The 26679-nt window shown below is 54.7% G+C and carries 24 protein-coding genes; 3 read left to right on the top strand and 21 right to left on the bottom strand.

Features of this window, described 5'->3' with window-relative positions:
- Window positions 1-53 precede the first annotated feature (53 nt).
- From AC1RO0_RS22915 to AC1RO0_RS22815, 21 genes are all read right to left on the bottom strand, one after another.
- Window positions 54-1142 carry an ABC transporter ATP-binding protein gene (locus AC1RO0_RS22915; RefSeq protein ID WP_047639329.1) on the bottom strand — a complete coding sequence of 363 codons (1089 nt, stop codon included), beginning with the start codon at window positions 1140-1142 and terminating at the stop codon, window positions 54-56.
- A 44-nt stretch (window positions 1143-1186) separates the two neighbouring features.
- Complete coding sequence (locus tag AC1RO0_RS22910; protein ID WP_047639330.1) at window positions 1187-1984, bottom strand: ABC transporter permease; 798 nt, start codon at window positions 1982-1984, stop codon at window positions 1187-1189.
- A gap of 19 nt (window positions 1985-2003) precedes the next feature.
- Window positions 2004-2975, bottom strand: a complete 972-nt coding sequence (locus AC1RO0_RS22905; protein ID WP_498595023.1) for an ABC transporter permease — start codon at window positions 2973-2975, stop codon at window positions 2004-2006.
- Window positions 2960-4012 (bottom strand): ABC transporter substrate-binding protein, encoded by a 1053-nt coding sequence (locus AC1RO0_RS22900; protein ID WP_081999564.1) that lies wholly within the window; start codon window positions 4010-4012, stop codon window positions 2960-2962. The genes AC1RO0_RS22905 and AC1RO0_RS22900 overlap by 16 nt, the downstream gene beginning before the upstream one ends.
- A gap of 74 nt (window positions 4013-4086) precedes the next feature.
- Window positions 4087-5394 (bottom strand): LLM class flavin-dependent oxidoreductase, encoded by a 1308-nt coding sequence (locus AC1RO0_RS22895; protein ID WP_047639332.1) that lies wholly within the window; start codon window positions 5392-5394, stop codon window positions 4087-4089.
- A 275-nt stretch (window positions 5395-5669) separates the two neighbouring features.
- Window positions 5670-8036 (bottom strand): xanthine dehydrogenase family protein molybdopterin-binding subunit, encoded by a 2367-nt coding sequence (locus AC1RO0_RS22890; protein WP_047639333.1) that lies wholly within the window; start codon window positions 8034-8036, stop codon window positions 5670-5672.
- Window positions 8037-8156: 120 nt separating this feature from the next.
- Window positions 8157-8924 (bottom strand): GntR family transcriptional regulator, encoded by a 768-nt coding sequence (locus tag AC1RO0_RS22885; RefSeq protein ID WP_047639334.1) that lies wholly within the window; start codon window positions 8922-8924, stop codon window positions 8157-8159.
- 112 nt (window positions 8925-9036) lie between these two features.
- Entirely contained in the window at window positions 9037-9918 is an 882-nt protein-coding gene (locus AC1RO0_RS22880; RefSeq protein WP_047639335.1) for a transporter substrate-binding domain-containing protein, read from the bottom strand.
- A gap of 211 nt (window positions 9919-10129) precedes the next feature.
- Complete coding sequence (locus AC1RO0_RS22875; RefSeq protein ID WP_047639336.1) at window positions 10130-10879, bottom strand: GntR family transcriptional regulator; 750 nt, start codon at window positions 10877-10879, stop codon at window positions 10130-10132.
- 149 nt (window positions 10880-11028) lie between these two features.
- Complete coding sequence (locus tag AC1RO0_RS22870) at window positions 11029-11745, bottom strand: branched-chain amino acid ABC transporter ATP-binding protein (RefSeq protein ID WP_047639337.1); 717 nt, start codon at window positions 11743-11745, stop codon at window positions 11029-11031.
- A complete protein-coding gene (locus AC1RO0_RS22865) occupies window positions 11742-12494 on the bottom strand; it encodes an ABC transporter ATP-binding protein (RefSeq protein WP_047639338.1) in 753 nt (250 codons plus the stop codon). The genes AC1RO0_RS22870 and AC1RO0_RS22865 overlap by 4 nt, the downstream gene beginning before the upstream one ends.
- A gap of 1 nt (window position 12495) precedes the next feature.
- Window positions 12496-14406 (bottom strand): ABC transporter permease, encoded by a 1911-nt coding sequence (locus tag AC1RO0_RS22860; protein WP_052224227.1) that lies wholly within the window; start codon window positions 14404-14406, stop codon window positions 12496-12498.
- A gap of 27 nt (window positions 14407-14433) precedes the next feature.
- Window positions 14434-15645, bottom strand: a complete 1212-nt coding sequence (locus tag AC1RO0_RS22855; RefSeq protein WP_047639339.1) for an ABC transporter substrate-binding protein — start codon at window positions 15643-15645, stop codon at window positions 14434-14436.
- A 90-nt stretch (window positions 15646-15735) separates the two neighbouring features.
- Complete coding sequence (locus AC1RO0_RS22850) at window positions 15736-16224, bottom strand: (2Fe-2S)-binding protein (RefSeq protein ID WP_081999566.1); 489 nt, start codon at window positions 16222-16224, stop codon at window positions 15736-15738.
- Complete coding sequence (locus AC1RO0_RS22845; RefSeq protein ID WP_498595022.1) at window positions 16221-17096, bottom strand: FAD binding domain-containing protein; 876 nt, start codon at window positions 17094-17096, stop codon at window positions 16221-16223. Before AC1RO0_RS22845 ends, AC1RO0_RS22850 begins: the two co-directional genes overlap by 4 nt.
- Complete coding sequence (locus AC1RO0_RS22840; RefSeq protein WP_052224229.1) at window positions 17077-18117, bottom strand: alpha/beta fold hydrolase; 1041 nt, start codon at window positions 18115-18117, stop codon at window positions 17077-17079. Before AC1RO0_RS22840 ends, AC1RO0_RS22845 begins: the two co-directional genes overlap by 20 nt.
- A gap of 16 nt (window positions 18118-18133) precedes the next feature.
- The gene (locus AC1RO0_RS22835; RefSeq protein WP_047639467.1) at window positions 18134-19336 is read right to left on the bottom strand and encodes an FAD-dependent monooxygenase; all 1203 of its coding nucleotides are present in this window, start codon (window positions 19334-19336) and stop codon (window positions 18134-18136) included.
- A 30-nt stretch (window positions 19337-19366) separates the two neighbouring features.
- A complete protein-coding gene (locus tag AC1RO0_RS22830) occupies window positions 19367-20023 on the bottom strand; it encodes an isochorismatase family protein (protein ID WP_047639342.1) in 657 nt (218 codons plus the stop codon).
- A gap of 21 nt (window positions 20024-20044) precedes the next feature.
- On the bottom strand, window positions 20045-21115 hold the full coding sequence (locus AC1RO0_RS22825; RefSeq protein WP_047639343.1) for a 2,5-dihydroxypyridine 5,6-dioxygenase NicX family protein: 1071 nt from the start codon (window positions 21113-21115) through the stop codon (window positions 20045-20047).
- A gap of 296 nt (window positions 21116-21411) precedes the next feature.
- Window positions 21412-22347 carry an XdhC family protein gene (locus AC1RO0_RS22820; RefSeq protein WP_047639344.1) on the bottom strand — a complete coding sequence of 312 codons (936 nt, stop codon included), beginning with the start codon at window positions 22345-22347 and terminating at the stop codon, window positions 21412-21414.
- Window positions 22348-22433: 86 nt separating this feature from the next.
- Entirely contained in the window at window positions 22434-22886 is a 453-nt protein-coding gene (locus AC1RO0_RS22815; RefSeq protein WP_047639345.1) for an SRPBCC family protein, read from the bottom strand.
- Between the two features lie 423 nt (window positions 22887-23309).
- Here AC1RO0_RS22815 and AC1RO0_RS22810 point away from each other — a divergent pair, with 423 nt between their 5' ends.
- From AC1RO0_RS22810 to AC1RO0_RS22800, 3 genes are all read left to right on the top strand, one after another.
- Entirely contained in the window at window positions 23310-24200 is an 891-nt protein-coding gene (locus tag AC1RO0_RS22810) for an amino acid ABC transporter permease (RefSeq protein ID WP_498595021.1), read from the top strand.
- A gap of 1 nt (window position 24201) precedes the next feature.
- A complete protein-coding gene (locus AC1RO0_RS22805) occupies window positions 24202-25026 on the top strand; it encodes an amino acid ABC transporter ATP-binding protein (protein ID WP_052224230.1) in 825 nt (274 codons plus the stop codon).
- A 99-nt stretch (window positions 25027-25125) separates the two neighbouring features.
- A complete protein-coding gene (locus AC1RO0_RS22800; RefSeq protein WP_047639347.1) occupies window positions 25126-26448 on the top strand; it encodes an LLM class flavin-dependent oxidoreductase in 1323 nt (440 codons plus the stop codon).
- Window positions 26449-26679: the final 231 nt, after the last annotated feature.

The following is a 26679-nucleotide window of genomic DNA, read 5'->3' as shown; positions in this document are numbered from 1 at the left end:
TAAACGACGGGTCTCCGCAGTAGGGGAGCGCGTTCGAATGGGAAGGAGAGTTTTCAGTGTCGCGGCAGGACCAAGCTCTCGCTATTGCTCCAAAACGCCATGACCTCGGAGCCCTCCACAAAGTTTGGTCGCTTCTGGCCCTCGATACACTGTTCCAACGCCACCAATTCTTGCCCTGCACTGTTCACAACAACGTATTTCCGCGACCTACCGAGATAAATCATGCTTTTGACATGGCCGCTTAGAGCATTTGCGCCCGAGGGACCGCCGCCGGGCGTCGTGACTTGTATCCTCTCCGGTCGAACCACCAGGACTGCACGATCGCCATCGTTAAGTGCGGAAGGCGCCCGGCCTCGCATGCGAGAGGTTCCATCGACAATACAGTCGCTCCCGTCAGTACCTACGACAGAAACGGGTATGCAGTTGGATTCGCCGATAAAGTCCGCAATGAAAAGCGAACCGGGGTTCTCATAAATATCCTGTGGCGTGCTCAGTTGCTCGATTCTTCCCTTGTTGAAGACCGCAACCCTGTCACTCATGACCAACGCCTCCTCCTGATCGTGAGTCACATAAACGATCGAGATGCCACGCTCACGATGCAAACGCATGAGTTCTATCTGGATCTGTTCGCGTAGTTTTTTGTCGAGCGCACCAAGCGGCTCGTCCATAAGCAAGAGCCGCGGTCGAAACACCATGGCCCGGGCCAATGCGACGCGTTGTTGCTGTCCTCCTGACAGCTGCGCTGGGTAACGATTGTCGACGTCGTGCAGCCCAACGACCTCCAGCACCTCCTTCACGCGCTGCTTGATCTCGGCGGATTTCACGCCGCGGGCCTCAAGCGGGAAAGCGACGTTCTTATACACCGTCATATGGGGAAAGAGCGCATAGTTCTGGAATACAACACCGATGTTGCGCTTATGCGGTGGCAATGGATCCAGGGGCTCACCGTCGAGTAAGATTGAACCAGATGTCGGCGACGCCAAGCCGGAGATCATCTGGAGTGTTGTGGTTTTTCCTGAACCCGATGGACCAAGAAGCGTGAGGAACTCCCCCTCCCTCATCGCGAAAGACACTTTGTCAACCGCGTTGAATCCGTCATAACGCTTGCATAGCATCGACGCTTCTAGGATGTGTTGAGCCATTTGTGAGGTTCCCTTTTCTTATTTAACGTGCCCTTGGGCAGTGGTCAGTATTTCTCCATCCCCGTGCCGCGACGAGACAGCAGCGTGTCGATCAACAGCAGGATCAGAGTGAAAATGAATAGACCGGTTGCTATCGCAGAGATCGTAGGGTCGACTTCCCCACGAACATCAGCCCACATCTGCACAGTGATTGGCCGCACGGAGGGTGAACTGAGAAACATCGAGACGACCAACTCATCAAAGGACATGACGGCGGCAAACAACAATCCGGAAAAGATCGCCGGTCCAATCATCGGTACCGTAATCAGAAACAACACGCGAATGGGAGACGCTCCCAGCGTTAATGCGGCTCCCTCCACGTTTGTCCTGACCGTTCGGAGCGATGCAAGCGTTACCGAAAAAACGTAAGGAATCGTAAGTAGGACATGCGCCAGGATCATGCCGGTATAAGTGCCGGCCAGTCCCCATGACCTGAAGACACCATAGATTCCCGCGCCAATGATAATCGTTGGTATCACCAATGGTGACATGATAACGCCGGAGAGCACGCCAGCATAACGCCCCTCACTTCGCGCGATCCCAATTGCCGCCCCGGTGCCCAAAATCGTTGCGATTAATGTCGAAGGCAATGTGATGAGCGCGGTAGTTTTCAGAGATGACACCCATTTCGGGCTTGCAAGAACAGTCTCATACCATTGCAAAGACAGCCCCGGCGGCGGGAAAGTGAGAAATTTCGCCGAGCTGAACGAAAGAATAGCAATGATGACCAGTGGAGCGAGCGTGTAGATAATAATCAGCACGACGATGATTGACCGCAAAAGGGTCCAGCCGCTTTGTTTCATGGTTTTACCTCCAGAGTCACTATCTACCGATCCATTTTCGCCTGGATCGCGCCAACAGCGATAAAGGTGCGAATACGATCAAAACACCAATGAGGAGTGAGGTACAAAGTGCCCCGGCAATGCCCCAGTTTCCCAGTTGCCCAACCTGCAGGGCAATGAGCTGACCGACCATCAGATCGCCGCGACCACCAACGAGCGACGGGGTCACGTAGTATCCAAGACATAACACGAAGACGAGAGTGCACCCGGAGATGATGCCAGGCATCGATATCGGCAAGTAGACTTTGAAAAACGCCGATATCGGTCCAGCGCCCAGTGTCGATGCGGCTTTCACGATGTTACTGTCGATTTGAGACATCACGGAGTAGAGCGGCAAAACCATCAGCGGTAGCATGACATGGGTCATGGCTATAAGGACGCCGGCGCGATTGTAAATCAGAGATAATGGACCTGAGGTCAATCCGATATACTCTAGCGTCTGATTGATAATGCCGTTGTCCTGCAGCAGAACCATCCACGCAAAACTGCGCACCAACAGGCTTGTCCACAACGGTACCAATATCACGAGCATCAGCATTTTTCTGATGCCGGCGCGCGCGTGGGAAATCGTGTAGGCAAGGGGATACCCAAGGAAGAGCGACAGCAACGTGACGCTACCGCTGATGACAACGGTATTCAGCGCAACCTTCAGATACAATGATTGCGTTAGGATTTTCTGGAAGTTCTGCAGTCCCCAACTAGGTTCGCTAAAACCACGACCGAGCAGCATGGCTACCGGGACGGCCATGACGACAACGATGAACAGGACCGTTGGGAATATAAGCCAAACCCGTAAATCTAGCTTGGGCAACGAAAGCCGCGCGCTTTTTTCGCGCCGCGTGCCGATTGTGCTGTCGACCAATGATGATACCTCTTGATTTGTTCCGCCCTCAATCCGACGATCGATAGGTGCCGCCTCGCGGTTCGGGTTGGCGATCAGAGAAGCAGCCATTCTTGCCAGCGTTCCGTCACTTCCTTTAGACGTGAACCCCAATAAGCGGCATTGATACCCACCCCTTTCGGGTAGTTCTCTTTGGCAGTTGGCAGCCATGGCAAATAAGAGGGATCGACAAAGTCGAATGCCGCCGGATTTGCGGGACTGCTCACAAATCCGGTGATCATCTTGGCTTGGTTCTCAGGTTCGAGCATGCTGTTGACAAACGTCCAGGCCAATTCCGGGTTTTTAACGTTCTTTGGAACGATCACCGGCGTGTTTGTACGCAAATGACCGTCCCAACTAATGGCAACCTTGGCGCCGTTTTTCACCGCGCCGAAAGCTCGAGCCGAGAACATGTAACCGCATGTGACCGCGCCGTCGATGATGAGTTGCTGCGACTGGGCGTGGGTACTGTAAAAGATCGTCTGGTTCTTGATCGTATCCAGTTTCTTGAAGGCACGATCGAGGTCTAGGGGATATAGATCCCTCATATTGACGCCGTCGGCCATAAGCGCGCCTTCCAATGTGGCGCTAGGCGAGCTATTCATCATCCGCTTGCCCGGGAATTCATCTAGATCGTAAATGTCAGCCCATGTCTTGGGGACCCTGCGGCCTTCGAAGGCTGGCTCGGAGTAGGCAATTGTAAAGGCGCCGCTCTCGATTCCAATCCCGTACTCGTACTGAAACTCCTTCGAGATACGAGACATGTCGACAATTGAGGGATCCGGCTTTGCAAGATAGCCGTCTCCGGCGAAACCGAGCATCATCTGTTCATTGACGCAGACCACATCCCAGTCGTTGTTGCCGGCTTCCAGCATGAGACGCAAACGCGCGTCGTCCACAGGACCATCGACTACGATATCTGCGCCGGTCTTTGACATGAAGGGTTTTATGTAAGCCACCTTCTGCGCTTCTTCGTATTGTCCTCCCCAGGTAGCGTAGACGAGCTTTTGGCCCTTAAAATTCGTTGCTGCAGCACTTTTACGAGGCATAAGCATACTGGCGCCCGCCCCGGCGCCCATTAACAGTACCGATCTTCGATTGAAGGTCATTGTTCGTTCCCATTTTTTGTTGGTTCGAAGGGGCTGTTGGTTGGCCAACAGAAGGACGGCCTTCCAGTTGGGTTTTAGCCCAATAGATTTCCCCGAAGTGTTGATGCGGCGTATTCGGTACGAAAGAGCCCCCGGCGCTGGAGTTCCGGCACGACAGAACGGCAGAACGCCTCGTGCGATGACGGAAAGATGGATGGCATCAAAACAAACCCGTCGCAAACGCCGCTTTCGAAAATCTCCTGGAGACGATCGGCAACTGTGGTCGGGGAGCCCACGATACTATTTCCTCGACGACCTTCGGAAGCAGCCTCCTTGAGGCCGACATTCTTCTCCTTCGCCCTCTCCTTGAGTGCCGCCTCAATGCCATAGGCACCCTGGTTGCCGCGCGAACTCGCGATCTCCGCCTCATTCTTGATCTTGGATAAGTCCGTACCAACCGACAGAGATGCGTAGGCGAGATCGTATTCCGGCGCAGACAGGCTATCCAGATATTCTAGTCTTTCTTGCGCAATGGCGTCGGTCTCCGCCACGAAAATGGTGGCTCCCGGCAATATCTTGCAACTGCCAGGTTCGCGTCCCGCGGCGACGATGCGCTGATTCATATCGTCGTAAAAGCTGCGCATTGTCTCTATTCCAGACTGAGGCGTGAAGATAACTTCTGCCCATTTGGCTGCGAATTCGCGACCCTTTGGCGAGCTACCTGCCTGCATGATGACAGGATGTCCTTGCGGACTGGGCGGCGTCGCTATCGGCCCCTTTGTCCGAACCCAACGTCCTTCGTAATTGACGTAGTTGATCTTTGAGGGATCGACGAAAAGACCTTTTTCCTTATCCATGATGAAAGAGTCAGGAGCCCAGCTCTTCCAAAGTGCCATGCAGGCTTGGAGCACTTCGTCCGCGCGATCATAGCGCTCGTCATGCGGCGGAATACCATCCATCCCAGCATTCTGCGCCTCCAGGTCTGACGTAGAGGTCACGACATTCCAGGCAACCCGGCCGCCGCTCAGCACATCGATTGACGCAAGGCTACGCGCCAGGTGATAGGCATTGAAAAAGGATGTTGATACGGTCGCGCCGAGACCGAGGTTCTTGGTAACCCGCGCCATGATCGGCAGCACGGTCATTGGATCCAGGTAGCTGTGCTGGCCGCCAACGCGAAGAAACAGGTCGGGACTTCCACCGTAGGTGTCCGGCACCCCGAAGAAATCGGCAAAAAACATCCCGTCGAGCTTGGCTGCTTCGAATGTGCGAGCTGCATCTTCGTAGCGACTGGGTGACAAAATATCATGCAAAGTGGCGTCGGGATGGCGCCAACCACCAGAATGCAGAGCCGTCGGACCGGTCTTCATGTAGGCGATCAGGTGCATCAACTTTTTTGCCATGTGCGACTCCCGTCAGGCTGAATTTTGTGAAGTCCCCTTCGTTCCGGCATAGCGCGAACGCTCGCGCAGTGAGACTGGGCGACGCTCGGCAGTTCGCAGAACTGTTCTTATGAAAGAAACGTAGCAAACATGCGGACAAATATCAAACGAAAAATATAAATGTCCGGTCATTTGATTTGGCGAGCACGGGACGGGCCTGTTGGTGCTTCGGATCGCTGGAAATATTCGGCCGGCAGGGTGACGGAAGAAGTCCCTCACCCATAATTGCGTATCAGCTAAGCGCTTTGGTGAGCCGTCATGCTTCGGATGACGTCATCGGGGAAGATCGGAACGCGACTAAAGCTTGCATGAAAGGGAGATAAAGCGTCAGTTATCGCAAGTGCTATCGCAGGTACACAGCCCACGATCCCGCCTTCGCCGGCGCCCTTGACGCCTCCGGGATTGGAGGTGGACGGCGTCTCAACATGATCCAGTATGACCAATGGAGAATCGAGGAACGTTGGGATTTGATAGTCGAGAAGCGTTGTAGCGAGCGGTTGTCCCTCTTCGCTAAACGGCGCACATTCCGTAAGGACCGAACCGACGCCTTGTATGATTGCGCCGACCACTTGCCCAGTGACAATCATCGGATTGAGCATCTTGCCGCAATCGTGCACCACGAAGTATTTCTCTATTTCGACACGCCCAGTATCGACGTCTACCGCCACACAGACGGCGTGGGAGGCATTGGAATAGACCGAGGTCGACGGATCAAAGACCTCCTGCACCTCGATCCCGACGCTCTCGCCTTCTGGAAGAGTGCCAAGCCCGATCATGTACGCGGTCGCGGCGAGTTCAGATATATCGATAAACTGATTTGTATCGCGAACAGCTGCCTTTCCATCCGCCAGATCAACATCCTCCGGCGAACAATCCATCAAGTGCGCCGCAATCCGGCGCAACTTCGCGCCGACTTTTTCCCCTGCCTTGATGACCGCACCACCGCAGACCACAGCCGCTCGGCTCGCACCGGCTCCGGTGCCAAATGGCATCGTATTGGTGTCGCCTTGATCAACGGTTACGTCATCGATCGACATGCCGAGATGGTCGGCCACGATCTGGGCAAATACCGTCTCGTGTCCCTGTCCCTGACTTGCGACGCTGACATATACGGTGACTTTACCGTCAGGCTCCATCTTGACGATCGCGCGGTCGTATCCCGGCCACCTGGAAGCCTGGCCACGGGCGCGTGCGATCGACGTTCCCTGGCCAGTATGGTCTGTGATTGTCGATATGCCGATACCGCGATATTTGCCATCGGTTCCCAGGCGACCCGAGAGGTTCTCTTTGAACTCCCGATAACCGGAAAGCTTCAGGACCCGTTCGAGGCACTCCACGTGGCTTGCAGTGTCATGCACCACACCAACGGCATTCGCGTAAGGAAGATCCGACACCGAAATAAGATTCTTGCGGCGGATTTCAATTGGATCGATCCCCAACTTCGCAGCCATGCGCTCCATCAACGTTTCCATTGCCAGGACGTTAATGGGCGCCGCTACTCCTCTATAGGAGGTTGTCGGCGGTTTGTGTGTGATGACTGTGGCAACATCGAACCCGTAATTCGCCACCCGATATGGACCCATCATATGATGGGCGACGGCAGCCGCCTCCAGCGCGGACGTACTGATCCAGAGCGGATAGGCACCAATGTCAACGCGGGACCTGATACGCACTCCGAGCAGGATACCGTCATCATCGCAGGCGATCTCGACGCCGAACTGGAAATCCCTCCCCTGAAGCAGGATGAGATCCTCCTGACGATCCGCCATCCATTTGATCGGTCTCTTCAGCTTACGAGCGATCACCGCTCCAATGACGTCCTCGGAATAGGTGACGCCCTTCATGCCGAAGCTTCCGCCAATCTGAGGTGCAACGACCCGAACATTTTTTTCAGGCATGCCAAGTGCTTGGGCCAACTCCCATCGCATCTTATGTGGAAACTGAGCACAGGAGATATGATCCAGCATTTTCAGACCGGGGTCATACCGGGTCAAGAACCCACGCGGCTCCAATGGAACAGCAGAAACACGGCCGCTACAAAAAACATCGCCTATCACGTGCGAGGCGCTGGCAAAAACGTCGTTTGTATCCGGGGTGCCCCCAATTTGTCGGAAGATGACATTGCTGGACAGGTAGTCATGCACCAGCGGCGCGTCGGGCGCGCTTGCCTGCTCTATCGTCAGCGCCGCCGGCAGGGCATCGAAGTTCACCTCTATGAGTTCACGCGCGTCCTCGGCCAAGTAAGCGTCGTCCGCCACAACCACGGCAACAACTTCGCCAACGTGGCGCACGATATTAGTCGCCATGCAGAGCCGTTCAAGCTTTGGTTGTCCAGGCGGCGTTGGCGACAACATTGGTCTTGTCAGCGCAATGAGGTCTGCGCCCGTATAGACTGCGACGACGCCAGGTGCGGCGCTGGCCGCCGAAACGTCAATCGACAGAATTCGGGCATGCGCATGCGGACTGCGAAACATAGCGAGATGCAAAGTGCCGTGAGGCTCGTCGATATCGTCGATGTATCGTCCAAGCCCGCGTAGAAGTCGCTCATCCTCGCGCCTCACGACGGGGCTTCCGGTGTACAATTTCGGATTGCTGATACTCATTTTGTACCCTTCGAAATCAGTTTGTTGCCACGGATGACACGGCCGTTGCGCAATCCCAGGGCTGTCCTTAACGACGCCAGCTTCAAGCTGGCAAACTTTGAAACCCTCGCTTAGACCAGGTCAGTGCTCTTTCCCGATATCGCGTGCACGATGGATCTGCATGACATAAGCCATCTGGTCTGCAGGGTGCCAATTGAACGATGCGATAAGGACATTCTTCTCAGTAATGTAGCGCCGAAGGAGCTGAAGCGACCACGATCCTGGGCGCAATCCGAGATGCCGCGCGAAGTCCGCGGGCATTTGCACAGCCCGAATTTCCTGGACGACTTCCTCAATAGATGTTCCTGCGTGCCTTTCGAGAAAGGCAAAGAACGGACCCTGATATTCTGTAAGTTCCGTTATCTGGGGCAGAAACTGCTTGGGAATGTAACTCTGGACATAGCAAATCGGGCGGCCGCCCTCTTCCGTCCACCTCACGCCACTAACCAATATCCACTCGTCATGTCCGGCTGACTCGTCTATCTGACTTGCAATCTCAGGCGAAAGACTAACGACCTCTGTCGACAACACCGCAAAGTAGGTCTGTTTGGAGACCTGGAACAATTCCTCCAAAGACGTAAATGCCTGCTGGTAGCTACTGCGAGTGCTGCTCGACACCACGCGCGTCCCTACGCCCTGTTTTCGATCGACGTATCCACGCGTGCTAAGCTGTCGCAGGGCTTCACGCACTGTGGATCGGCTGGCGGTGAACTCCTGTGTAAGTTCGAGTTCCGTCGGAATGAGAGTTCCCACAGGATAGGTTCCAGCGGTGATCCGATCCTCTAGTGCCTTTTGTATCTGCATATAGCGCGGACGCTCGTCCACATGGTCGATAATTGCGTTTTCCATATATTCCCATCAGCGCTTCAGCGCCCACCGTTGCTGTATAGCCCTTGCTCAATCGTTGGCGTAGCAGCACCACTCTCTCGAGCAATTGAGGCCCATCGACTGCGGGCACGATCTACTTGTTCAGAGCGAGATATTGCTCAGGCGCGCGTCGGAGCTCCTCGCGATTGATTGTCGCTTCCTGGAGATCAAGGTTTTTTAGGGTGGCTTGATAGGACCCGTCAGTAATTGCCGACTCCATAGCCAGCATCAGCGCTTCTTTTAATTCCGGACGCTTCTTTGAAACGAGCATAGCCAGCATTGAAAAGCGGTTGTCCAGCAGGTTGGGCGCGACCTCAAGAGCGGTGTTCTGGGTCTGAATATATTTGCCGACGGCGCTTCCCACCATCACGCCCTCGCTTCGGCCGTTGGCAACTGCTAGCTGACTCGCGTTCCCGTTCGGGTAGATGTCGCTGCGGATAGCGGGCTTGCCAGTGGCGACACAATCTTGGGACAGACTGTCAACTACGCCAACCTGAGCGCTTCCCTGAGTCACGGCGAGAAGATGTCCGCACAAATTATTGATGTCGACCGCAACGGCTCCCTTCTTCACCAGAAGCGAGAAGGTTGATTTATAATAGGGGACAAAATCGACAACCTTCGTGCGTTCCGCGGTGATGCCGAGTGAAGGGGAGACGTCAAACCGACCGGATTCAATGCCATTGATCATCACCGGAATCTGATTGAGATCAACCCATTGAGGCTTGAGACCAAGCTTCGCGCTCAGAAGATTTACAACTTCGACATCAATTCCTGCCGGGTTATTGGCGGCGTCATAGTATGAAAATGGGGCCCATTGCATCATGATCGCCACCTTTAATAGCCCGCTGTCGCGTATCTCTTTCGGCAGGGCTTCCCGGGCAGCCGGGTCGATGCCTGCGGCATGAGCGGCACCCGCAGCAACCAAAGTTGCTGCAAATAGCGTTACGAGCATGCGTTTTAGGAAAGCGGGTTTCATCTGAATAATCCTTAGCGAACCAATCGGTGATCATAAGAAAGCGGAAAGATGGACATTCAACCACCTCGCTCGATCCAGCTAAAGTTATACGGACAGATTTAATATTCAAGCGTTAAATGTACGAACTTATTCGGGCGAAACGCAATCATTTGCGTCTTTCTTGTGATTCGCTAGCACGGAGCAAAGGAGGTCGTTGAAAGCACTGGGAATTTTAGAAACGCCTTTGCATTTCGTCCTGTCGGTAAAAATTTACGATCTGTGGATGGGTATCGGGTCTCACGCACATGATGACATGGTGAAGAACTTCGCCGCCGGCGGAGTAGAAACCGCGATTTAGCAATAGCACGGGCTGGCCCGGTGTCAGCTCCAGCTTGGCGGCGGCGTCGAATGGAGGAATGATGGCTGAGGTTACTTGCCGTGCCCGGATCGAGCGCACGCCTGCGAATTCTTCGGCCTGGTTCACAAAGAATCCCTTGCCGATAATATCGCTGGGAACGCGAGCCGCGTACTCTTCTCGACTGAGCAACGTCGAGTGAATGATTGGCTGGCCGTCGTTGCGCATAATCGTGATAAGACGAAAGAGCCTCTTGTCCATTGCAACACTCATGGACTTAGCGATCTCTGGGTAGTCGCTTGCGGGCACATATGATGCCGAAATCATTTCGGTTTCATATGATTTGGAGATCATCATATCCAGCGACCCAGCCGACCAGGTTGCCTCCGCCGGAGTTCGCTGGACGATTGTCGTTCCGGATCCTCGCCTGCGCTCAATAAACCCCTCGGTGACGAGTTTTTGCAGGGCCGCCCTCACGGTGTACCTGCTCACCTCGAATTCCTCCATCAATGTGAGCTCGGGTGGCAAGCTCCCGCTATCATCGTACTCATGCGACAATATTCGTTCCCGAAGGATCTTGAAGATGCGATGATTTTTTGGGTCTGCGTCGTTTTTGTCAGCCAGCATTTTATCTCCGGGCGCTTCGCTTGGATCGCATCGTACGGGTAACTTAGCGCGGCGTATAGGCAATGCGCCTAAACAAACGCCATGAAAATGCAAGATTTTTATCACGAAAGGCACCATCGTTTGCAAGAGGTCAGGTGCGATCCGGCCGGTCAAACGCTCAAGTATTCCGCAAGCACGCCAGTTTGCTGTTTCAACTCCGACATCTTGCCCACGTAACGGATCACACCCTTCTCGATGATGGTCGCGTCGGTCGCGATCAACGCGGCGAAATGCAGGTTTTGTTCGGAGACGATGATTGTCAAACCCTCCTCCGCCACACGCTTGATAGAGTAGGCCATCTCCTCGACAATCTTGGGGGCAATTCCTTCGGACGGTTCGTCAAGCAACAGCAACGACGGATTGCCCATCAACGTCCGTGCAATAGCAAGCATTTGCTGTTCGCCACCGCTCATCTTACCACCTGGCCGATCGCCCATATTGCCAAGATTTGGAAACAGCTCGAATAACTTCTCAGGCGTCCAATGCGGCACCCCCGTTCGCGACGGCTGGGTTCCGACGAGAAGGTTTTCCATGACCGTAAGATTTTTGAATATACGACGTTCTTCCGGAACGTAGCCTATCCCCGCGTTGGCAATGCGATAACTTTGCTGGCCTGCGATTTTCTTTCCGTTAAATTCGATCGAACCGCCTGCAGGCTTCACCAGACCTATAATGGTTTTCATCAGCGTCGATTTGCCAGCACCATTACGGCCTAAAAGCGCGCGAACTTCGCCGGTTGCCATGCGCAGATCGATATCATGCAGAATATGGGCTCGCCCGTAGAACGCGTTAAGCTTCGTCACTGATAGCAGGGTATTAGCGGTCATTTGTACATGTTCCCGCTTCCGAGATAAATTTCGCGAACATCGGCGTTGTTTCGAACATCGGATGGTGAGCCCCTCGCGATGACGCGCCCGCGGTCGAGCACCACAATCTCGTCTGCGCGGCTAAAGACGATATCCATGTCGTGTTCCGTGAAGAGAACAGCAACCAGCTGTCGCCTGGCAATATCCGCAGTCAGAGCCATCAAGTCGATCCGCTCTTTCGGTGCCATGCCGGCCGTTGGCTCGTCCATCAGCAAAAGCTTCGGCCTGTTTGCCAGCGCCACCGCCAATTCCACCCGTTTCAAGTCGCCATAGGCCAATACACCGCAGCCCCTGCTTGCCTGCAGCTCCATTCCAACGAGTCCCAGAAGCTCCATGGCCTCCTTTTCATACAAACGGCCCGCCCGAGCGTACATATTTTGCAGCCTTTTGTTCTGCGACATCAGGGCGACCTGCACATTCTCGAGCACGGTCATGGAGGCAAAGGTTTGTGTGCTCTGGAATGTACGGCCAACTCCCATTCGCCAGATCTCGCGCGGATGCAGGCCGATGATCGAACGTCCTTCCAGTTCGACAGAACCTGCGTCCGCTTTGATCTGCCCGTTTAGCAGGTTGAAGCAGGTCGTCTTTCCCGCGCCGTTGGGGCCGATCAAGGCGACAAGTTTGCCTTGCTCCACATGCAGATCGATGCCTTGCACGGCATGATGTCCATCGAAGCTCTTGCAGAGCCCCTTTACGTCCAGAACGCTCATGTCATTGCCCCCGCTTTCGCGCTTCGGCAGGACCGAAACCGGTATCGGACTGGGTAGCGAGAGCCTTGCGCAGCCACTTATTCCGAACATCCGTGACTAACCCGCTAATGCCGTGCGGCATGAACAATGCCAGGCCAATAAGCAGAATGCCGAGGAACATATGCCAATGCAGAAACTGCGTCTGAAGAACAGACTTTAGCAGCTGGTAAATCACTGCGCCGATGATCGGACCGTTCATTGATTGCAACCCTCCCAGCAGTGCCATGATGAAGACGTCCAACGAGGTGGTCAGGTCGAGATATGACGGAAATGCGCCGCCCTTGAGATATAACAACAATGCGCCAGCCATTCCTGCCATTGTGCCGCTGATGGAATAGGCAATCCAACGCTGAACGTAGATGTTCAGGCCGATTGCGTCCGAGCGCTGCACGGAATCCCGGGTCGCGCGAAGTGCGTATCCAAAGGGCGAGAAGACGAGATGCCGCATGCCGACCACCCCCGCAGCACATAGGACAAGGGTCAATAGGAAAAAGACCTTGGGGTCAGTTGCCCAATCGTCTGGCCAAATTCCAATGATCCCAATCTCGCCGTTCGTGACATCGATCCATTGGTAGGCAATCGCCCAAAGAATTTGCCCAAATGCAAGCGTCAGCATACCGAAATAGATGCCTGTCAGCCTGACGGCAGCGGACCCGATAAGGATCGCGAGAAGGCCCGCTCCCAACGGCGCTATAAAGAGCGAAGGCAGCATCGCGACACCGAATAAGTTATTAAGGATCGCTGGCACGTACATGCCGATTCCCAGGAAGGCGGCATGACCAAGCGATACCATACCTCCAATCCCGGCCAGCAGGTAGAAAGTCCACGCAAGGAAGACATAAATGGTAATCTCGTTCAGCGTCGTCAGCCAGTATGGCGGAAGCACGAATGGTGCCACAACGAGCATCCCGAGTGCGATGAGCCAGAAATGGCGCTCGCCTTGCGTGGCGGGCGTCAATACGATTTCATCAGGCGCTGCCTCCACATTTTCTCGGACCTCCTTGCCGAACAGTCCTTGAGGTTTCACAAGAAGAATAATGGCCATCGTGATGAACACCAATGCCATCGACAGTTCATTGAAATAAGCAGTGCCCACCGCCGAGAGGAACCCGACGATCAATGCGGCTACTAGCGTACCAAGGATGCTGCCCATTCCACCGATGACGACCACCGCAAAGGCGTCGATCAGCAGGTTAATGTCCATGTCCAAGCTCGCTGAAACCCGCAACATGTCTAGTCCCCCAGCCAATCCCGCAAGTGCCGCGCTGAGAGCAAAAACCGAAGTGAATAGGAGGCTCTGATTTACTCCAAGCGCCGAGACCATATCGCGGTCCTGGATGGCCGCGCGCAGAAGCACGCCCCATCGAGTTTTGCGCAGCACAAAAGTCAGCGAAGCAACAATAACTAAGCTCGCCGCCAGCATCACGAGGTAATAAGCGGGGAAGGTTTGCCCCAGAATGGTAACCGGAGACGAAAATTCGGGAACAGGATCCGTCAGCAACTGGGTCGAACCCCAGATACTCGAGGTGATATCACGTATCAGCAGGAAGACCCCGAAGGTTGCGATAATCTGAAGATGGTGCGGCGCGCTATAAATGCGCCGCATGATGAGAACCTCGATAACAACGCCAACCAACGCCACGGTCAACGCTGCAATCACGACTCCCACTAAAAACCATCCCGGCCCAATCGGAAGTCGCGCAACGACCGAATAGGTGAGGTAGGCGCCTAGCATATAAAGGGATCCGTGAGAAAGGTTGTAGACGCGCGATACACCAAAGATGATCGACAGCCCCGACGAGATAATAAAAAGGACGGCAGCAATTCCGAGGCCGCTCATGGCCAGGCTCGGAATATCGGCAATGAAGTTCATAACTGATCCTCGAACTGTTGCTTGGGCTCAGTCATTCGCACCAGCGGGCCGCATGGAGAGCCCTTCCTGTTCACTGGGAAGCCCCTTTTCCCCGCTGATATATTGCCAATCCACCAGCTTAGCCTTGCCATCGGTCTCGGCTATTGATCCGACCCAGGCGCCAAGCGAAAGCTGGTGGTCCAGCCGCCAACGGCATTTGCCGATCAGACAGTCGAAATCAGCGCCGCGGAAGCCCTTGATTAAGTCCTCGACCTGGGTGGATCCAGCACGCTGTATTCCCGCTGCGATGCCTTCCACACTCAGATAGGCTAGAAAGGCGCCATAGAGCGGTTCTTCATTGTATTTCGAGCGATAGAGCTGAACGAATTCTTTCATCGGCGCCGCATCGATCTCGTTCAGCGGCAGACCATTCGTTATCCAGCCCACCGGGGCTTCGCTCCCGAAGCTGTTCAGCCATTCGGGCAAGCCAGCCTGCACGCTCACCACTTTGACCTTATCATAATAGCCACGGGCTTTGGCTTCGCGAAGGAATGCAATCATGTCCGGACCGACATGAGCTGAAAAGACGCAGTCGATACCCGATCGTTGGAACTGATCAATGGTTGCACCCGCGTTGAAGCGGCCTACCGGGGCAAGGACGTCGCTGCCCCATTTAAGATCGGGGTGCTTTCGACGCAATCCTGCCTGGAAGTCTCTGATCATGTCGGTTACTGCCTCAGACATCGGTCCGGTTCCCGCCCACTCCTTGCAATCGAGATCCTTTGCCCGTTCCGCAAGCGCCGTCGCCACAAATAGGCTTGGCGTCTGTACGCGAAAAACATACCGGCTCCCTCGCGACCATGTCATTGCGTTCGACAGTGGCTCGGTAGCGACGAAAAAAACCTTTCTGTGGTCTGCATAATTTGCGATCGCAAGGCCACTAGGAGAAAGGTAGGTACCGGCCAGGAGATCAACTCCCTGGTTCGTCACCAATTCGTTCGCGACCCGCACGGCATCTGCCGGCGAAAAGTTGTCGTCTCGATACAAGACTTCCAGTGGGCGCCCTAAAACGCCACCGCCGGCGTTGACCTTCTCTATGGCTAGGTCAAACCCCTTGCGATATCCCGCAGTGAATGCCGCCAATGCACCGCTGTAGCTATTTACTTCGCCGATGCGAATAGGTTTCTTATCCTGCGCACTAGCCGGAATCGTTGTCGCGGCTACAACTGCCGCGGCGATCAGAGCTTTCCATTTTGTCATTTTAGTTCCCCTTTATTGTTTTTGAATGCGTCGACCCGTGTTCGGCTCGAAGGCTGAAGAACCCCCGCCGCAAGGATATGAGATCGCGCTTTAGCGCTCACGGCCATGTATCTGTGCAGCAGCTTTTATAGCCGCGACGATTCCTGCATACCCTGTGCAACGGCAGAGATTTCCGGCCATATACTCTCGTATTTCCTCTTCTGTCGGATCCGGATTTTCCTTCAGAAGAGCAGTTGCGGAAATGAGCATTCCCGGAGTGCAGAAGCCGCATTGAAGCGCGTGGTTGCGGCGAAACTCCTCCTGCAGCGGAGTGAGTGCGTCTTCTTCTTCTGCCAGTCCTTCGACGGTACATATTCTCGCCTCTTTGGCTTGGACGGCCAGCATGAGACAACTGCGCATCGGACGTCCGTCAACCAGCACGGTGCAGGCACCGCATGCGCCATGTGCGCACCCGACATGCGTACCGGTGAGCCTGAGTTTGTGACGAATGAAATCTGCCAGGAGGTAGCGTCCGGAGACCTCACACGTGTGTTTCGTGCCGTTCACCGTTACGCAGATGACATGCGTTGAATCGTTCAAGCGTCCGTTCCTTTTTTGACTTTGGCACCGTCCAGTGCGCGTCTAACGAGGGCACTTGCTACTCGCCGCCGATAGTCTGCCGAGGTGAAGGCATCGTCCTGGGGATCAATGACAGACGAGGCTCTTAGGCTGGCCTCCTCCGACAAATCCGATGAGAGATCGTTGCCAATGATCATCGACTCGATGTCCCGGAGCCGGACAGGGGTTGGCTCGACGCCTGTCAACGCCAAGCAGGCGCTGCGCACCCTGCCTGCTTCATCGACGTCGATCATCGCCGCCAGCCCGACAAGCGCGACACCTTCGAGACGGATGCCGATCTCGTGGAAAGCCGTGTATGCACCCTTTGGTGTCGACGAAAAATGCGCCGATATCAGGAGTTCCTCAGGCTCAATTGCAGTCGTCATGTCACCAAGGAAGAATTCGCTCGCAGGAACTTCGCGTAGACCATCACGGCTGCCGATGACGAATGTTGCCTCCAGAGCCATTGCAACACCGGGCAGCTCGGCTGAGCGATCGGCATGGGCGAGTGTTCCGCCGATCGTTGCCCGATTGCGCACGGCTATTGGCCCTGCCCTCTCCAGCGCCCTTGCAATAAGGGGACATCGTTGTTCGGTAAGCGGCGACAGCATTGCGTCGCGTTGTCGAACCATCGCGCCGAAGGATATGCCCCGTTCGGATTCCTCGATCTTTTGTAGCTCAACGCAGCAGTTCAAATCGATGATCAGATCGTATTGGGCCATCCGTAGGTTCAAGAGTGGAATGAGGCTCTGCCCGCCGGCCAGCACACGCGCATCAGATCCGAATTCAGATAGAAGCGCTAGGACATCATCGAGACGCTCAGGCGCCCGATATTCAAAACGTGGCGGCTTCATCTTCTGTTTCCATCTTGTCCTCGAGCAAGTCGGTGATCGCCTTCTCAAACAGCTGTATATCGCGTGGATCACTTCCGGGCGAAGCTGCGCGGTGACCCCATATCGAAGGGATGACGCGAAGTTGGGCATTTCTCATCATGCCAACTTCGATCATGCTGTCGTCGGGGGGGAAGTACATGTCCGTGCGCGACGGCATGACAATTGCTTTAGCCTCAATCGCACGCAGAGCTGCCGCGAAATCCTTGTTGAACTTCACATTATCGCTGATATCTGCAACTTCCCATGTTGCGAATTGAGCAAGCAAATCATTCGCGTCCACCATTTTTTCGGGAAGGGGGCGATCCAGATATTCCTGCGTATCGACGTGTCTATCGGTGATATGCAGGCCCTGCCTATAGTAGGCTTGCGAAAAGCCCCACGCATCCGCATTCAACCAAAATTGCCGAAGCGACCCAACGGCATTGTCGCTGTATTCGCCACCCAACCAATCCGGCGAGCTTTTTACCGCCATCTTCATTGTTGCCAAGAAGATGTAGTTGTGGGGGCTCGTTCGAGCGGACCCGCACATTGGCAGGATCCGCTCTACCTCATCTGCGAAATACGAGCCCCACTGAAAAGCAATCTGCGCTCCCATCGACCGTCCGACCACGAGCTTCAATCGCTCGATGCCGAAAAGATCTTGCAGCAGACGCCGCTGTTGAATGACATTGTCAAGAATACTCACCCGCGGAAAACGTCCGCGGTCGAATGGGGGCGGTGTATTGCTCGGGGAAGACGACATCCCATTTCCGAACATGTCGACCACCACGATGAAATACTTTGCGGGATCGAGCCCCCGCCCGGGACCAATTATCCACTCCACGTCGCGATGCGTTCCGGCACACCACGTGGGGAACAAAACGACATTGTCTTTCGCAGCATTCACCGTTCCGAATGTCTTGTACGACAAATACGCTTCGGGAAGATGCCCGCCGTACTGCAGGCTTATCGGTCCTGTATGGTAAAGCTCGCTCGTCGCCATTGTTCGGGCCCCCTACCTAGACCGCACTCGCAAGTTCAGCGTAAGTTTTTGCGGCGAACGGTTCCCCATTCGCAGTGTGAAGGGAAACGGTCGTTGCATCATAGCCAAAGCACCAGGTTGGGTCGGTGGGATAACGCAGCCATATATTGATATTCGATATCTGCTGCACTCGGGTCGCACGATCGATCCGATTGGCTTTGTAAAGTTCGAATGCAGCGGCATAGTCGCCGTCTGAAGCGGCAATGCAGCGGACTAGGATGACTGCGTCTTCGATGGCCATCCCGGCTCCTTGGCCCATATGTGGCTTCATGGGATGACAGGCGTCACCAAGAAGAACTATTCGTCCACGGTTCCAAAGTGGTAACGGATCACGTGTCAGAAGCGGCCATTTGGTTGCCTTCGGGCAGGCATCAATAATGCGCTGAACGTCCTCGTGAAAGCCCTTATAGCATTCTTTAATTTCACTCATTTCGACATCGACCGGGTTTGCACCACCGTTCCAGTTTGGTTCGGGCGATCCGGTGACGAAGTATATTTCGTCTTTGGCGTGAGTGAGATAATAGAAGATAAAGTGGCGATCTTCCTGAGCCGGATGCCGATCGTCGGACCAATACTTTCCGGCATCTGACCGCAGCTTATAGTCGCCGAGCAAACTGGAGGGGAACACGCCGCGATAAGCAACATTTCCAGTATATTTGGGAGGTTCCGGCCCCAGCAATGTTTCGCGCACGACCGAATTGATTCCGTCTGCACCGATCACAATATCTGCTTTCTGCGTGGTGCCGTCGCGAAACTGCATCACAATTCCGTCTGACGCTTCTTCCACGGACTTCAGGCTTTTAGAATAGTGAATAGTGCCGTCACGCAAGGCGTTGATCATATAGCCCTGAAGGTCACCACGATGAAGGATCATGTGAGGAGCGCCATAACGCTCCAGCCAGTCCTGCGCAGGCTGCCGAAAATAGACACGGCCAGTATCCCACTCACAATTGAGCCAGTTTTCGGGTGTCGTGCCGATCTTCTGAAGTTCGCTTTCGAACCCAAGCTCCTGAAGAATTCGGGTAGAATTTGGCCACAAGTTGATGCCGGCCCCGATCCGGGCAATCTGCGCCGATTGCTCATAGACTACCGGATCGTATCCAGCGCGCTGTAGCAAGATGGCAGCGGTAAGGCCGCCCAGACCTGCGCCGATAATGGCGATTCTAGGTTTTGATGACATTTTCATAACTTTCTGAAGCCGAATATTAGGTCAGGCTTTTTCGCCGAGGTTCGCCATGTAGTTCATGGCGTCGGCCTCGCTGACAACATCGCCGTACTTTGCGTTAATGTCGAAGAGGTTGGCATCGTGAGGTCCTTGATGACGGTCTCCGCAAGCCTCGCTGACCACGATCGGACGAAATCCCCACTGGCAGGTATCAAGCGCAGAGGCCCGCACACAGCCGCTTGTCGAGACCCCACCAATGACGACCGTGTCTACGCCCATCGAGGTCAACATTGGCCCGAGCGGGGTGGCAAAAAATGAGCTTGGGTAACGTTTAGTCACGACAATGTCGTTTTTGCCGACCTTGACCAGCGGATTGAAATCACCGAGCGGGTTTCCTTCCTCAAAGCAGAGCATCGGAATTGTGATTTTCTTGAAGAAGATGCCGCAATCAACACCGCCTTTGCTAACTTCGACACGCGTGAGAATAACAGGGATGCCGCTGGCATGGGCTTGTTCCTGCAGGCGCACGCAAGATTCAAGCGCTGGCCGGAAACGTGGATGATAAAGCGGCGTCCCCTCACGGAAGTAGGCTTCCGCGAGGTCGATCAGCAACAGGGCGGGCTTAACGCCATAACCCAATTTGGTGGCGAAACCGGTCGAACTGTAGTTCAGGTCGAGCAGATCGGTGCGCTGTGAATCCATGGCTATATGCTCCCTCATTGCTCATTCGGCCGCGCGCAACAGCGGATGCGCAATCTGGTCTTCGGCAACGATATCGCCGTCCTTTACGATTGCCTCCCCATCGAGCAGTACGCTGCAGCCCCGAAGTGGGATATCCATATGGCAAGCAGTGTTGCGCGTTCCGCCAGCCTCTGTATTTGGACCAGTAGAAAATAGGAAATTGCCATAGAACGACCGTCCATCCATGCCTACGGATTCGGATCTGTCGTAAAGAAGTTGAGCGCTCCATTTTGCGCGTGGTTGTAGACCCCAACCCATATGGGAAATGGCAAAGACCTCCGGATCGTTGAATGAGGTCATGTAGCTTTCCAGGTGTTCGGCGTCCACGGTCCCCGAGAACTTGACGATCCGCCCATCTTTCACATCCAAGGTGATCGGCGACTGGGCATATGTTTTGAATGGGTAAAGAATATCGCCGGTATCGATGACGATTTTTCCGTTGGTGCTGCCCTCGTTAGGCCATGTGAACAAAAATCCGCTACCCCAGTGATCCCAGCGGCCGGGATCTTCTGAAAAGCCATACTCGGGGATAACTGGATACTCACCGAGCAACGCGGACATTTCGGTTCCGGCCTTTGAAAAGACCTCGATCTTCTTCGCCGCTTCCAGCCGCTTGCAGCCGGCGAGCACACGACGCTTGTCGTCCTCGGTTGGCAACAGACGCGCCAGGATTTCTGGCGGCTCAATCACGAGCAGCATCCGTTTGCCTTCAGACAGGAGTTGGTTCTGTTCGGGCGAGTGCAGCAACAACACGGTGTCAATGATCAGATCGACGGCCTCAAGAGCCTTTTTTGCTGCCCAGTGGCCCGTAAGCGAAGTCTCGCCGACATATCCAGTTGGATCAAAACCGATCTGACGGAGATTGTTTGTGGCTGGAAGATCCAGGCCGAATACCTTCGCCCCGAGCCGTTCAGAAGCTGTCATCGCGGCCCAGACAAGACGCGGATTTGAGTCGATGCTTTTCAAAACCGCGACGCCCTGTGTCTCATCGACGCGTGACAGCTTCAGCACATGTTCAAACATATCCAAAAGTTCAGAATCACCTACCGGCATGTGATTACTCCTTTTTTAGAGAGCTAGGGCTTCGACAAAAATCCGAGCCTGGGGGATTGGTGGAAAGAGGCTAACAAAATGTCCGGACATTGTAAACACAAAAGCAAAAGTTGTTTGGTCAACATTTGAATTGCCGCCCATCGAAGTCGAGTTGCGCTGGCGGCTGTTACGGGCCGTGCCAACCAGATGTAGAATTGGCTAGCCCACACGCCGATGGTCGGCGTAGCTTGGGCATGGTGCCCAGCCAGCATGATAACGACCTCCGGATCTTCGTCTTTGGATCTCAGCTGCGATTGTCACCACGGCCCGGACGAATGTGCAGCTGCGACGTCTGAAATTACCGAAAGAGCAAGTGTGTTTGCGTTGCGAGCAGGTCCAAACATCCCGATCGGAGCTTTAATGCGATCGGTCTCCGCCTTCGTATATCCGAAGGCCCATAGTGCTTCACAACGCTTGACATGTGTCCGCCTGCTGCCAAGCGCACCAATGTAAAAAGGCGATCCCTCGAGTGATCGCCGCAACAGCGGAAGCTCTTGATCCAGATCATGAAACAACAGCCCAACGGCGGTATCCTGATCGATGTCGCCTGCGTCAAACCCGACGGACCCGCCGTCGAATGTGAGCACCTCGAATTCCGAAGCCTGAGACAGGCGCGTTGCCGCGACTATCTCGATACCCCGCCCACACAGAATTAGCCTTATTCGTGGCTTGTACGAACGAATGAATGACCGGCCGTTCCAAGTCGCACCACAAGGTGGCAGCTCTGTTGTGGCAGCAATGGATTGTTTGCCGGGGTCATAGCAAAGGGACACTCTCTGGCGGGCGGCAAGGCACGAGAGTATGCGGCGCAGTGGTTCAGTTTTTTTGATAACGTGAATCGCCACAGTAATACCGCCGCCGCATGGCAGGACGATATCGAAGAACCGCGACCCTTCTCCAAGTTGCAGATATCGGTCTGTACCTCGTTGAATCGCCCCTACGGCCTCGGCTGCTACCGCAGCCTCGGTACAGCCCCCTGAGACATAGCCGCAATAGCCACCGTCACCACGGACCGCCATTTGGGTGCCGAGTGCTCGAGCGGCGCCGCCGCGTATTTCCACGAGCGTGACGAGCGCGGCACCCCGGTCAAGTTCAGCGCCGTCTACGGCATATCTGACAATCGCCTCGGCGTCATCTGTCGTTATGGCGCGGTATGGGACCACAGAGGTTGCTTCTAAAGGGGATCTACGCATGGATGCCTCCCTGAAACTCGCCGGCTGTCTGTTGCGGCGAAGTCCGCAACAGACGTCTTTCACCGCAACTGGTCAGGTTTACGGACCTAGGCGGCACTCACCGTTTCGTTGAGCCTTGTGAAGAATTGCCCTGCCAACTTCTGCGCAGTGGACATCAACATCCGGCTACCCAATTGCGCAAGCTTGCCACCGACGTCGGCGCGAACATTATATGTAAGCACCGTTATCCCATCGCTTTCGGCCATCAACGCGACATCGGCGCCGCCCTTGGCAAAACCGGCCATGCCACTCTTGCCTTCCCCAACGATCGTGTAAGATGTTGGTGCGACGATATTTTCAAACTTGATCGCTCCACCAAATCGCGCTTTGATCGGCCCGATACTTATGGCGACTTTGGCGGTCATTTCAGTTGGAGAAACTATCTCGACGCTCTCGCAGCCTGGTATGCAGGCCTTCAGAACGTCCGGATCGTTCAATGCCGCCCACACCTTGTCGTTCGATGCGAGGATCCGCTCGGTTCCATTCATCTCCATAGCCATTGGCAAGCCGTCCCCTGTATTAATTTGAAAGACAAACTATTTTCTCAGGAATAAGTTGTCCATACAAAAACATCTAAATTGCGCATTTTTTTGAAAAGCAAGCGTAATTGGGCTGCTCTCTCAACCGGCTCGTTTCTTGCTCCGGCCTCAGAGAGACAGCTTCGAATAAGGTTATTTACGAGTAATATCAGTTAATTAAATGAAGTTCCCGGACTTTTCGTCGTCGTGCTAGTTGTTGTCGAGCACCGTCAAAAGCCGCTTGGCCAGCTCCATTGCAAAAGTCCGGACATTATGAGATATGTCTTGGAAATAATCGTTTCCTGCCTCAAATTATGGTTGGCTGCAAACGGGTCATCAAGTTGTGACGTCGTGCGGAAACACGCAACGCGAGCCGCGCTCAAATCAAGTGGATGAAAGATGACAATGGCATTATCTCAGGAAATTAACACCCACTCCACGCCAGTCAGTACCGATGGTGCGATTATCGTTGCCCCGCCGCGTCTGTGGCGGTGGTTCGGCTCGGCAATCGTCGCCCTCATCGCCGCATGGATTGTATACCAGGTCTTTACCAATGCCGGCTTCGAGTGGAGTGTCGTGGGAGAATACCTGTTTCACCCTTCGGTCTTGGGGGGCGTCCTGATGACCTTGGAACTGACTGTTCTGGTCATGGCAATCGGGTCGGCGATCGGAATTGCTATCGCTGTTATGCGAATGTCTGGCGATCCGCTTCTCGCCTTTGTAGCCCACTCGTTTGTTTGGTTCTTCCGTGGAACACCGGTGCTGATCCAACTGGTCTTCTGGTATAACCTCGCCACATTGTTTCCTGACATATCATTAGGTGTTCCGTTCGGCGGCCCAAAATTCTACGAGATATCGTCAACGATCGCGATCTCCTCATTTACCGCAGCGATGCTAGGACTTGGGCTGAATGAGGCAGCCTATATGGCTGAAATCATTCGAGCTGGATTGCTTTCGGTCGATCCGGGCCAAGCTGAGGCAGCTAAAGCTCTTGGCTATCGGCCAGTACAAACGTTTTTTAAGATTGTCCTACCGCAAGCAATGAAGGCAATCATTCCGCCCACCGGCAACCAGCTGATCGGCACACTGAAGTTCACCTCACTGGCAAGTACCGTTGCCCTGTACGAACTCATGCACTCGGTAGAGGTGATCTACGCCCGTACATTCCAGACAGTGCCGATGCTGATCGTTGCGGCGCTGTGGTACCTTTTCCTGGTCAGCATTCTATCGGTGCTTCAGTATTTTGTTGAACGTCACTTTTCGCGGGGCTTGCGCCAGCCGGTAGGAGGGCACTGACATGAACAATGGCGTATCAGCTCACAAACGCGAAAGATTGTCGCCGCAGAAGCCTTTTGTCTGTCTGGAGAAGATATGGAAGACGCGAGGGCAAAACGTCGTGCTTAAGGGCGTTGACCTCGAAGTAACCAACGGCGAAATCATCTGTTTGCTCGGTCCATCGGGAGCCGGCAAAAGCACCTTGTTGCGTTGCATCAACGCCATTGAGCCGGCTGACCGTGGTCTGATCTACGTCGATGACGTTCCGATCGGCTGCAAGGCCCACAATGGTAGGTTTGTTCGCATGAAGGAACACGAGGTGGCTCGGCAAAGAGCGGACATTGGAATGGTGTTTCAAAACTTCAATCTCTTCCCCCACATGTCGGTATTGGAGAATATTATCGACGCACCGATGCGCATACGCGGCGAGGCGCGCGCGGCCGCACAAACTCGCGCCTTTACCCTTCTGGAGCAAGTAGGCCTGCTTGAAAAAGCCATGGCTTTCCCGCGCCACTTGTCGGGCGGACAACAGCAGCGTGTTGCGATTGCACGCGCTTTGGCGATGAAACCGAAGCTGATGCTCTTTGATGAGCCCACTTCAGCGCTCGACCCGCATTTGACGCATGAAGTTCTCGATGTGATGAAGGATTTGGCTTCGACGGGGATGACAATGATCATTGTCACCCATGAGATCCAGTTTGCACGTGATATCGCGGACAGCATCGCCGTCATGGCGGACGGAGCAATCATCGAGCATGGGCCGGCATCCGAGGTGCTTTCGAGCCCAACACATCCCACCACGCGGTCGTTCCTGGCCCGGTCGCTAACGACCGACATCGCGCGTTGAACAAAAGACGGTGGTAGCAGGCCGCGGTGTCTCCAACGGTGAAGAACAAAATCGCGGCGGCATGGCTGGTCTGCCGCAGCGTATAAAGGAGTGAAAATCATGACGAAGAAAATGATGCACCTCGGCGCTCTCGTCAGCGGCGCAGGAAGCCATGTAGGTGGTTGGCGAATGCCAGAAGCGGAATTCGGCGCAATGAATTTTGAACATATCCAGAAAACGGTCCAGACCGCAGAGCGTGGAAGGTTCGACTTCGCTTTTTTTGCCGACGCGGTCGCAACGAACCGATCACTCGCTCCGACCTTTATTGTCCGGTTAGAACCGGTGACCATGCTGTCGGCGCTTTCGATGACGACCTCGCATATTGGTCTTGTTGCAACCATCTCCACGACCTACTCTCAGCCGTATAACGTCGCGCGCCTGTTGGGTTCTGTGGACCATCTGAGCAAAGGTCGGGCAGGTTGGAACGTGGTAACCAGTACGGATAACGGCTCAGCTGAAAACTTTGGCCACGAGCCTCATCCCGATCATTCCCTGCGCTATGACAGGGCTGAAGAGTATGTCGCCCTCGTTCAAAAGCTGTGGGACAGCGTCGAGGATGACGCGGTGGTTGGCGACAAAGAATCCGGCGTCTATGTCGATACCGACAAGATGCATGACATCAACTTCCAGGGCAAATTCTACTCTGTTAAGGGTCCTTTGAACATGGTGCGCCCGCCACAGGGGTATCCGGTGACCTTCCAGGCGGGTGCATCCGACCGCGGCATTGCATTCGCCGGAGCAACTGCCGAGGTCATTTTCACAGCACAACAGACCCAGGAAGAAGCCCTGGATTTCGGGCGCAAGGTTCGGGATGCTGCGGAGGCCGCCGGGAGGCCGCGGGATGCCGTGCGGATCATGTGCGGGGTCTGCCCGATCGTGGGCTCAACGCGCGAAGAGGCACTTTCCATCGTCGGCCGCCTCGGGGAACTCGCTGATCCCGAAGCCGCGATGAGAACATTGATTGATCGTATTGGCTACGATCTGAACCAGTACCCGCTGGATGAGCCTCTACCTGACTTGGAGCTTGTTTCTACCGGTTCAGTCGGGCATGCGCGCCAGCTAATTTCTCTGGTCAAACGTGAAAAGCTAACGCTGCGCCAATTACGCGATGTTGGGGCAATGAGTTCGGGTCATCGTCTCTTACTAGGAACCGCGGAGGAAATCGCCAACGATTTGGAATCTTGGTTCAACAGCGGAGCTGCGGACGGCTTTGCGATTCTCAACCCCTATCTTCCGCAGCCGCTGGAGCGGTTCGTTGACGAAGTTGTGCCAATCCTCACGGAGCGCGGTCTATTTCGGGGCGAATATGAGAGCGCCACATTGCGCGGACACCTTGGGCTGACACGTCCCAGCTCGTCGTTGCATACCGCAATGCTCGGGTAAGCGACCGCCGCCCTCAAGGTCGCAACACATCAGTGTTTCAACTTGGATAAACAGCGTTTCCCACGCCTTTGGGCAGTGGCTGTCGTGTTGTGCTGACAAAAACACCCGATCTCATATTCAACAACGACTGCAATCGATTTTTTTGAAAAAAGCTTCTTGTAATGTACGGACATTTAGTAAATAAGTACAGAAAATGAGCTAACATTTGACGCTCGCCGCCAAGGGTCGGCA

It is taken from the genome of Rhizobium sp. GW821-FHT14E12 (assembly GCF_058803745.1).
The sequence above is the reverse complement of the archived record's forward strand: the minus strand, read 5'-3'. Positions and strand labels throughout refer to the sequence as shown.

What these genes read in the sequence shown, in the direction of transcription:
- AC1RO0_RS22910 (WP_047639330.1), bottom strand. Translation starts at nt 1,984, where the DNA reads ATGAAACAAAGCGGCTGGACCCTTTTGCGGTCAATCATCGTCGTGCTG.
- AC1RO0_RS22900 (WP_081999564.1), bottom strand. Translation starts at nt 4,012, where the DNA reads ATGACCTTCAATCGAAGATCGGTACTGTTAATGGGCGCCGGGGCGGGC.
- AC1RO0_RS22915 (WP_047639329.1), bottom strand. Translation starts at nt 1,142, where the DNA reads ATGGCTCAACACATCCTAGAAGCGTCGATGCTATGCAAGCGTTATGAC.
- AC1RO0_RS22820 (WP_047639344.1), bottom strand. Translation starts at nt 22,347, where the DNA reads ATGCGTAGATCCCCTTTAGAAGCAACCTCTGTGGTCCCATACCGCGCC.
- AC1RO0_RS22815 (WP_047639345.1), bottom strand. Translation starts at nt 22,886, where the DNA reads ATGGCTATGGAGATGAATGGAACCGAGCGGATCCTCGCATCGAACGAC.
- AC1RO0_RS22840 (WP_052224229.1), bottom strand. Translation starts at nt 18,117, where the DNA reads ATGGCGACGAGCGAGCTTTACCATACAGGACCGATAAGCCTGCAGTAC.
- AC1RO0_RS22905 (WP_498595023.1), bottom strand. Translation starts at nt 2,975, where the DNA reads ATGGCTGCTTCTCTGATCGCCAACCCGAACCGCGAGGCGGCACCTATC.
- AC1RO0_RS22890 (WP_047639333.1), bottom strand. Translation starts at nt 8,036, where the DNA reads ATGAGTATCAGCAATCCGAAATTGTACACCGGAAGCCCCGTCGTGAGG.
- AC1RO0_RS22870 (WP_047639337.1), bottom strand. Translation starts at nt 11,745, where the DNA reads ATGACCGCTAATACCCTGCTATCAGTGACGAAGCTTAACGCGTTCTAC.
- AC1RO0_RS22865 (WP_047639338.1), bottom strand. Translation starts at nt 12,494, where the DNA reads ATGAGCGTTCTGGACGTAAAGGGGCTCTGCAAGAGCTTCGATGGACAT.
- AC1RO0_RS22860 (WP_052224227.1), bottom strand. Translation starts at nt 14,406, where the DNA reads ATGAACTTCATTGCCGATATTCCGAGCCTGGCCATGAGCGGCCTCGGA.
- AC1RO0_RS22805 (WP_052224230.1), top strand. Translation starts at nt 24,202, where the DNA reads ATGAACAATGGCGTATCAGCTCACAAACGCGAAAGATTGTCGCCGCAG.
- AC1RO0_RS22810 (WP_498595021.1), top strand. Translation starts at nt 23,310, where the DNA reads ATGGCATTATCTCAGGAAATTAACACCCACTCCACGCCAGTCAGTACC.
- AC1RO0_RS22875 (WP_047639336.1), bottom strand. Translation starts at nt 10,879, where the DNA reads ATGCTGGCTGACAAAAACGACGCAGACCCAAAAAATCATCGCATCTTC.
- AC1RO0_RS22800 (WP_047639347.1), top strand. Translation starts at nt 25,126, where the DNA reads ATGACGAAGAAAATGATGCACCTCGGCGCTCTCGTCAGCGGCGCAGGA.
- AC1RO0_RS22895 (WP_047639332.1), bottom strand. Translation starts at nt 5,394, where the DNA reads ATGGCAAAAAAGTTGATGCACCTGATCGCCTACATGAAGACCGGTCCG.
- AC1RO0_RS22830 (WP_047639342.1), bottom strand. Translation starts at nt 20,023, where the DNA reads ATGGATTCACAGCGCACCGATCTGCTCGACCTGAACTACAGTTCGACC.
- AC1RO0_RS22885 (WP_047639334.1), bottom strand. Translation starts at nt 8,924, where the DNA reads ATGGAAAACGCAATTATCGACCATGTGGACGAGCGTCCGCGCTATATG.
- AC1RO0_RS22845 (WP_498595022.1), bottom strand. Translation starts at nt 17,096, where the DNA reads ATGAAGCCGCCACGTTTTGAATATCGGGCGCCTGAGCGTCTCGATGAT.
- AC1RO0_RS22855 (WP_047639339.1), bottom strand. Translation starts at nt 15,645, where the DNA reads ATGACAAAATGGAAAGCTCTGATCGCCGCGGCAGTTGTAGCCGCGACA.
- AC1RO0_RS22835 (WP_047639467.1), bottom strand. Translation starts at nt 19,336, where the DNA reads ATGTCATCAAAACCTAGAATCGCCATTATCGGCGCAGGTCTGGGCGGC.
- AC1RO0_RS22825 (WP_047639343.1), bottom strand. Translation starts at nt 21,115, where the DNA reads ATGCCGGTAGGTGATTCTGAACTTTTGGATATGTTTGAACATGTGCTG.
- AC1RO0_RS22880 (WP_047639335.1), bottom strand. Translation starts at nt 9,918, where the DNA reads ATGAAACCCGCTTTCCTAAAACGCATGCTCGTAACGCTATTTGCAGCA.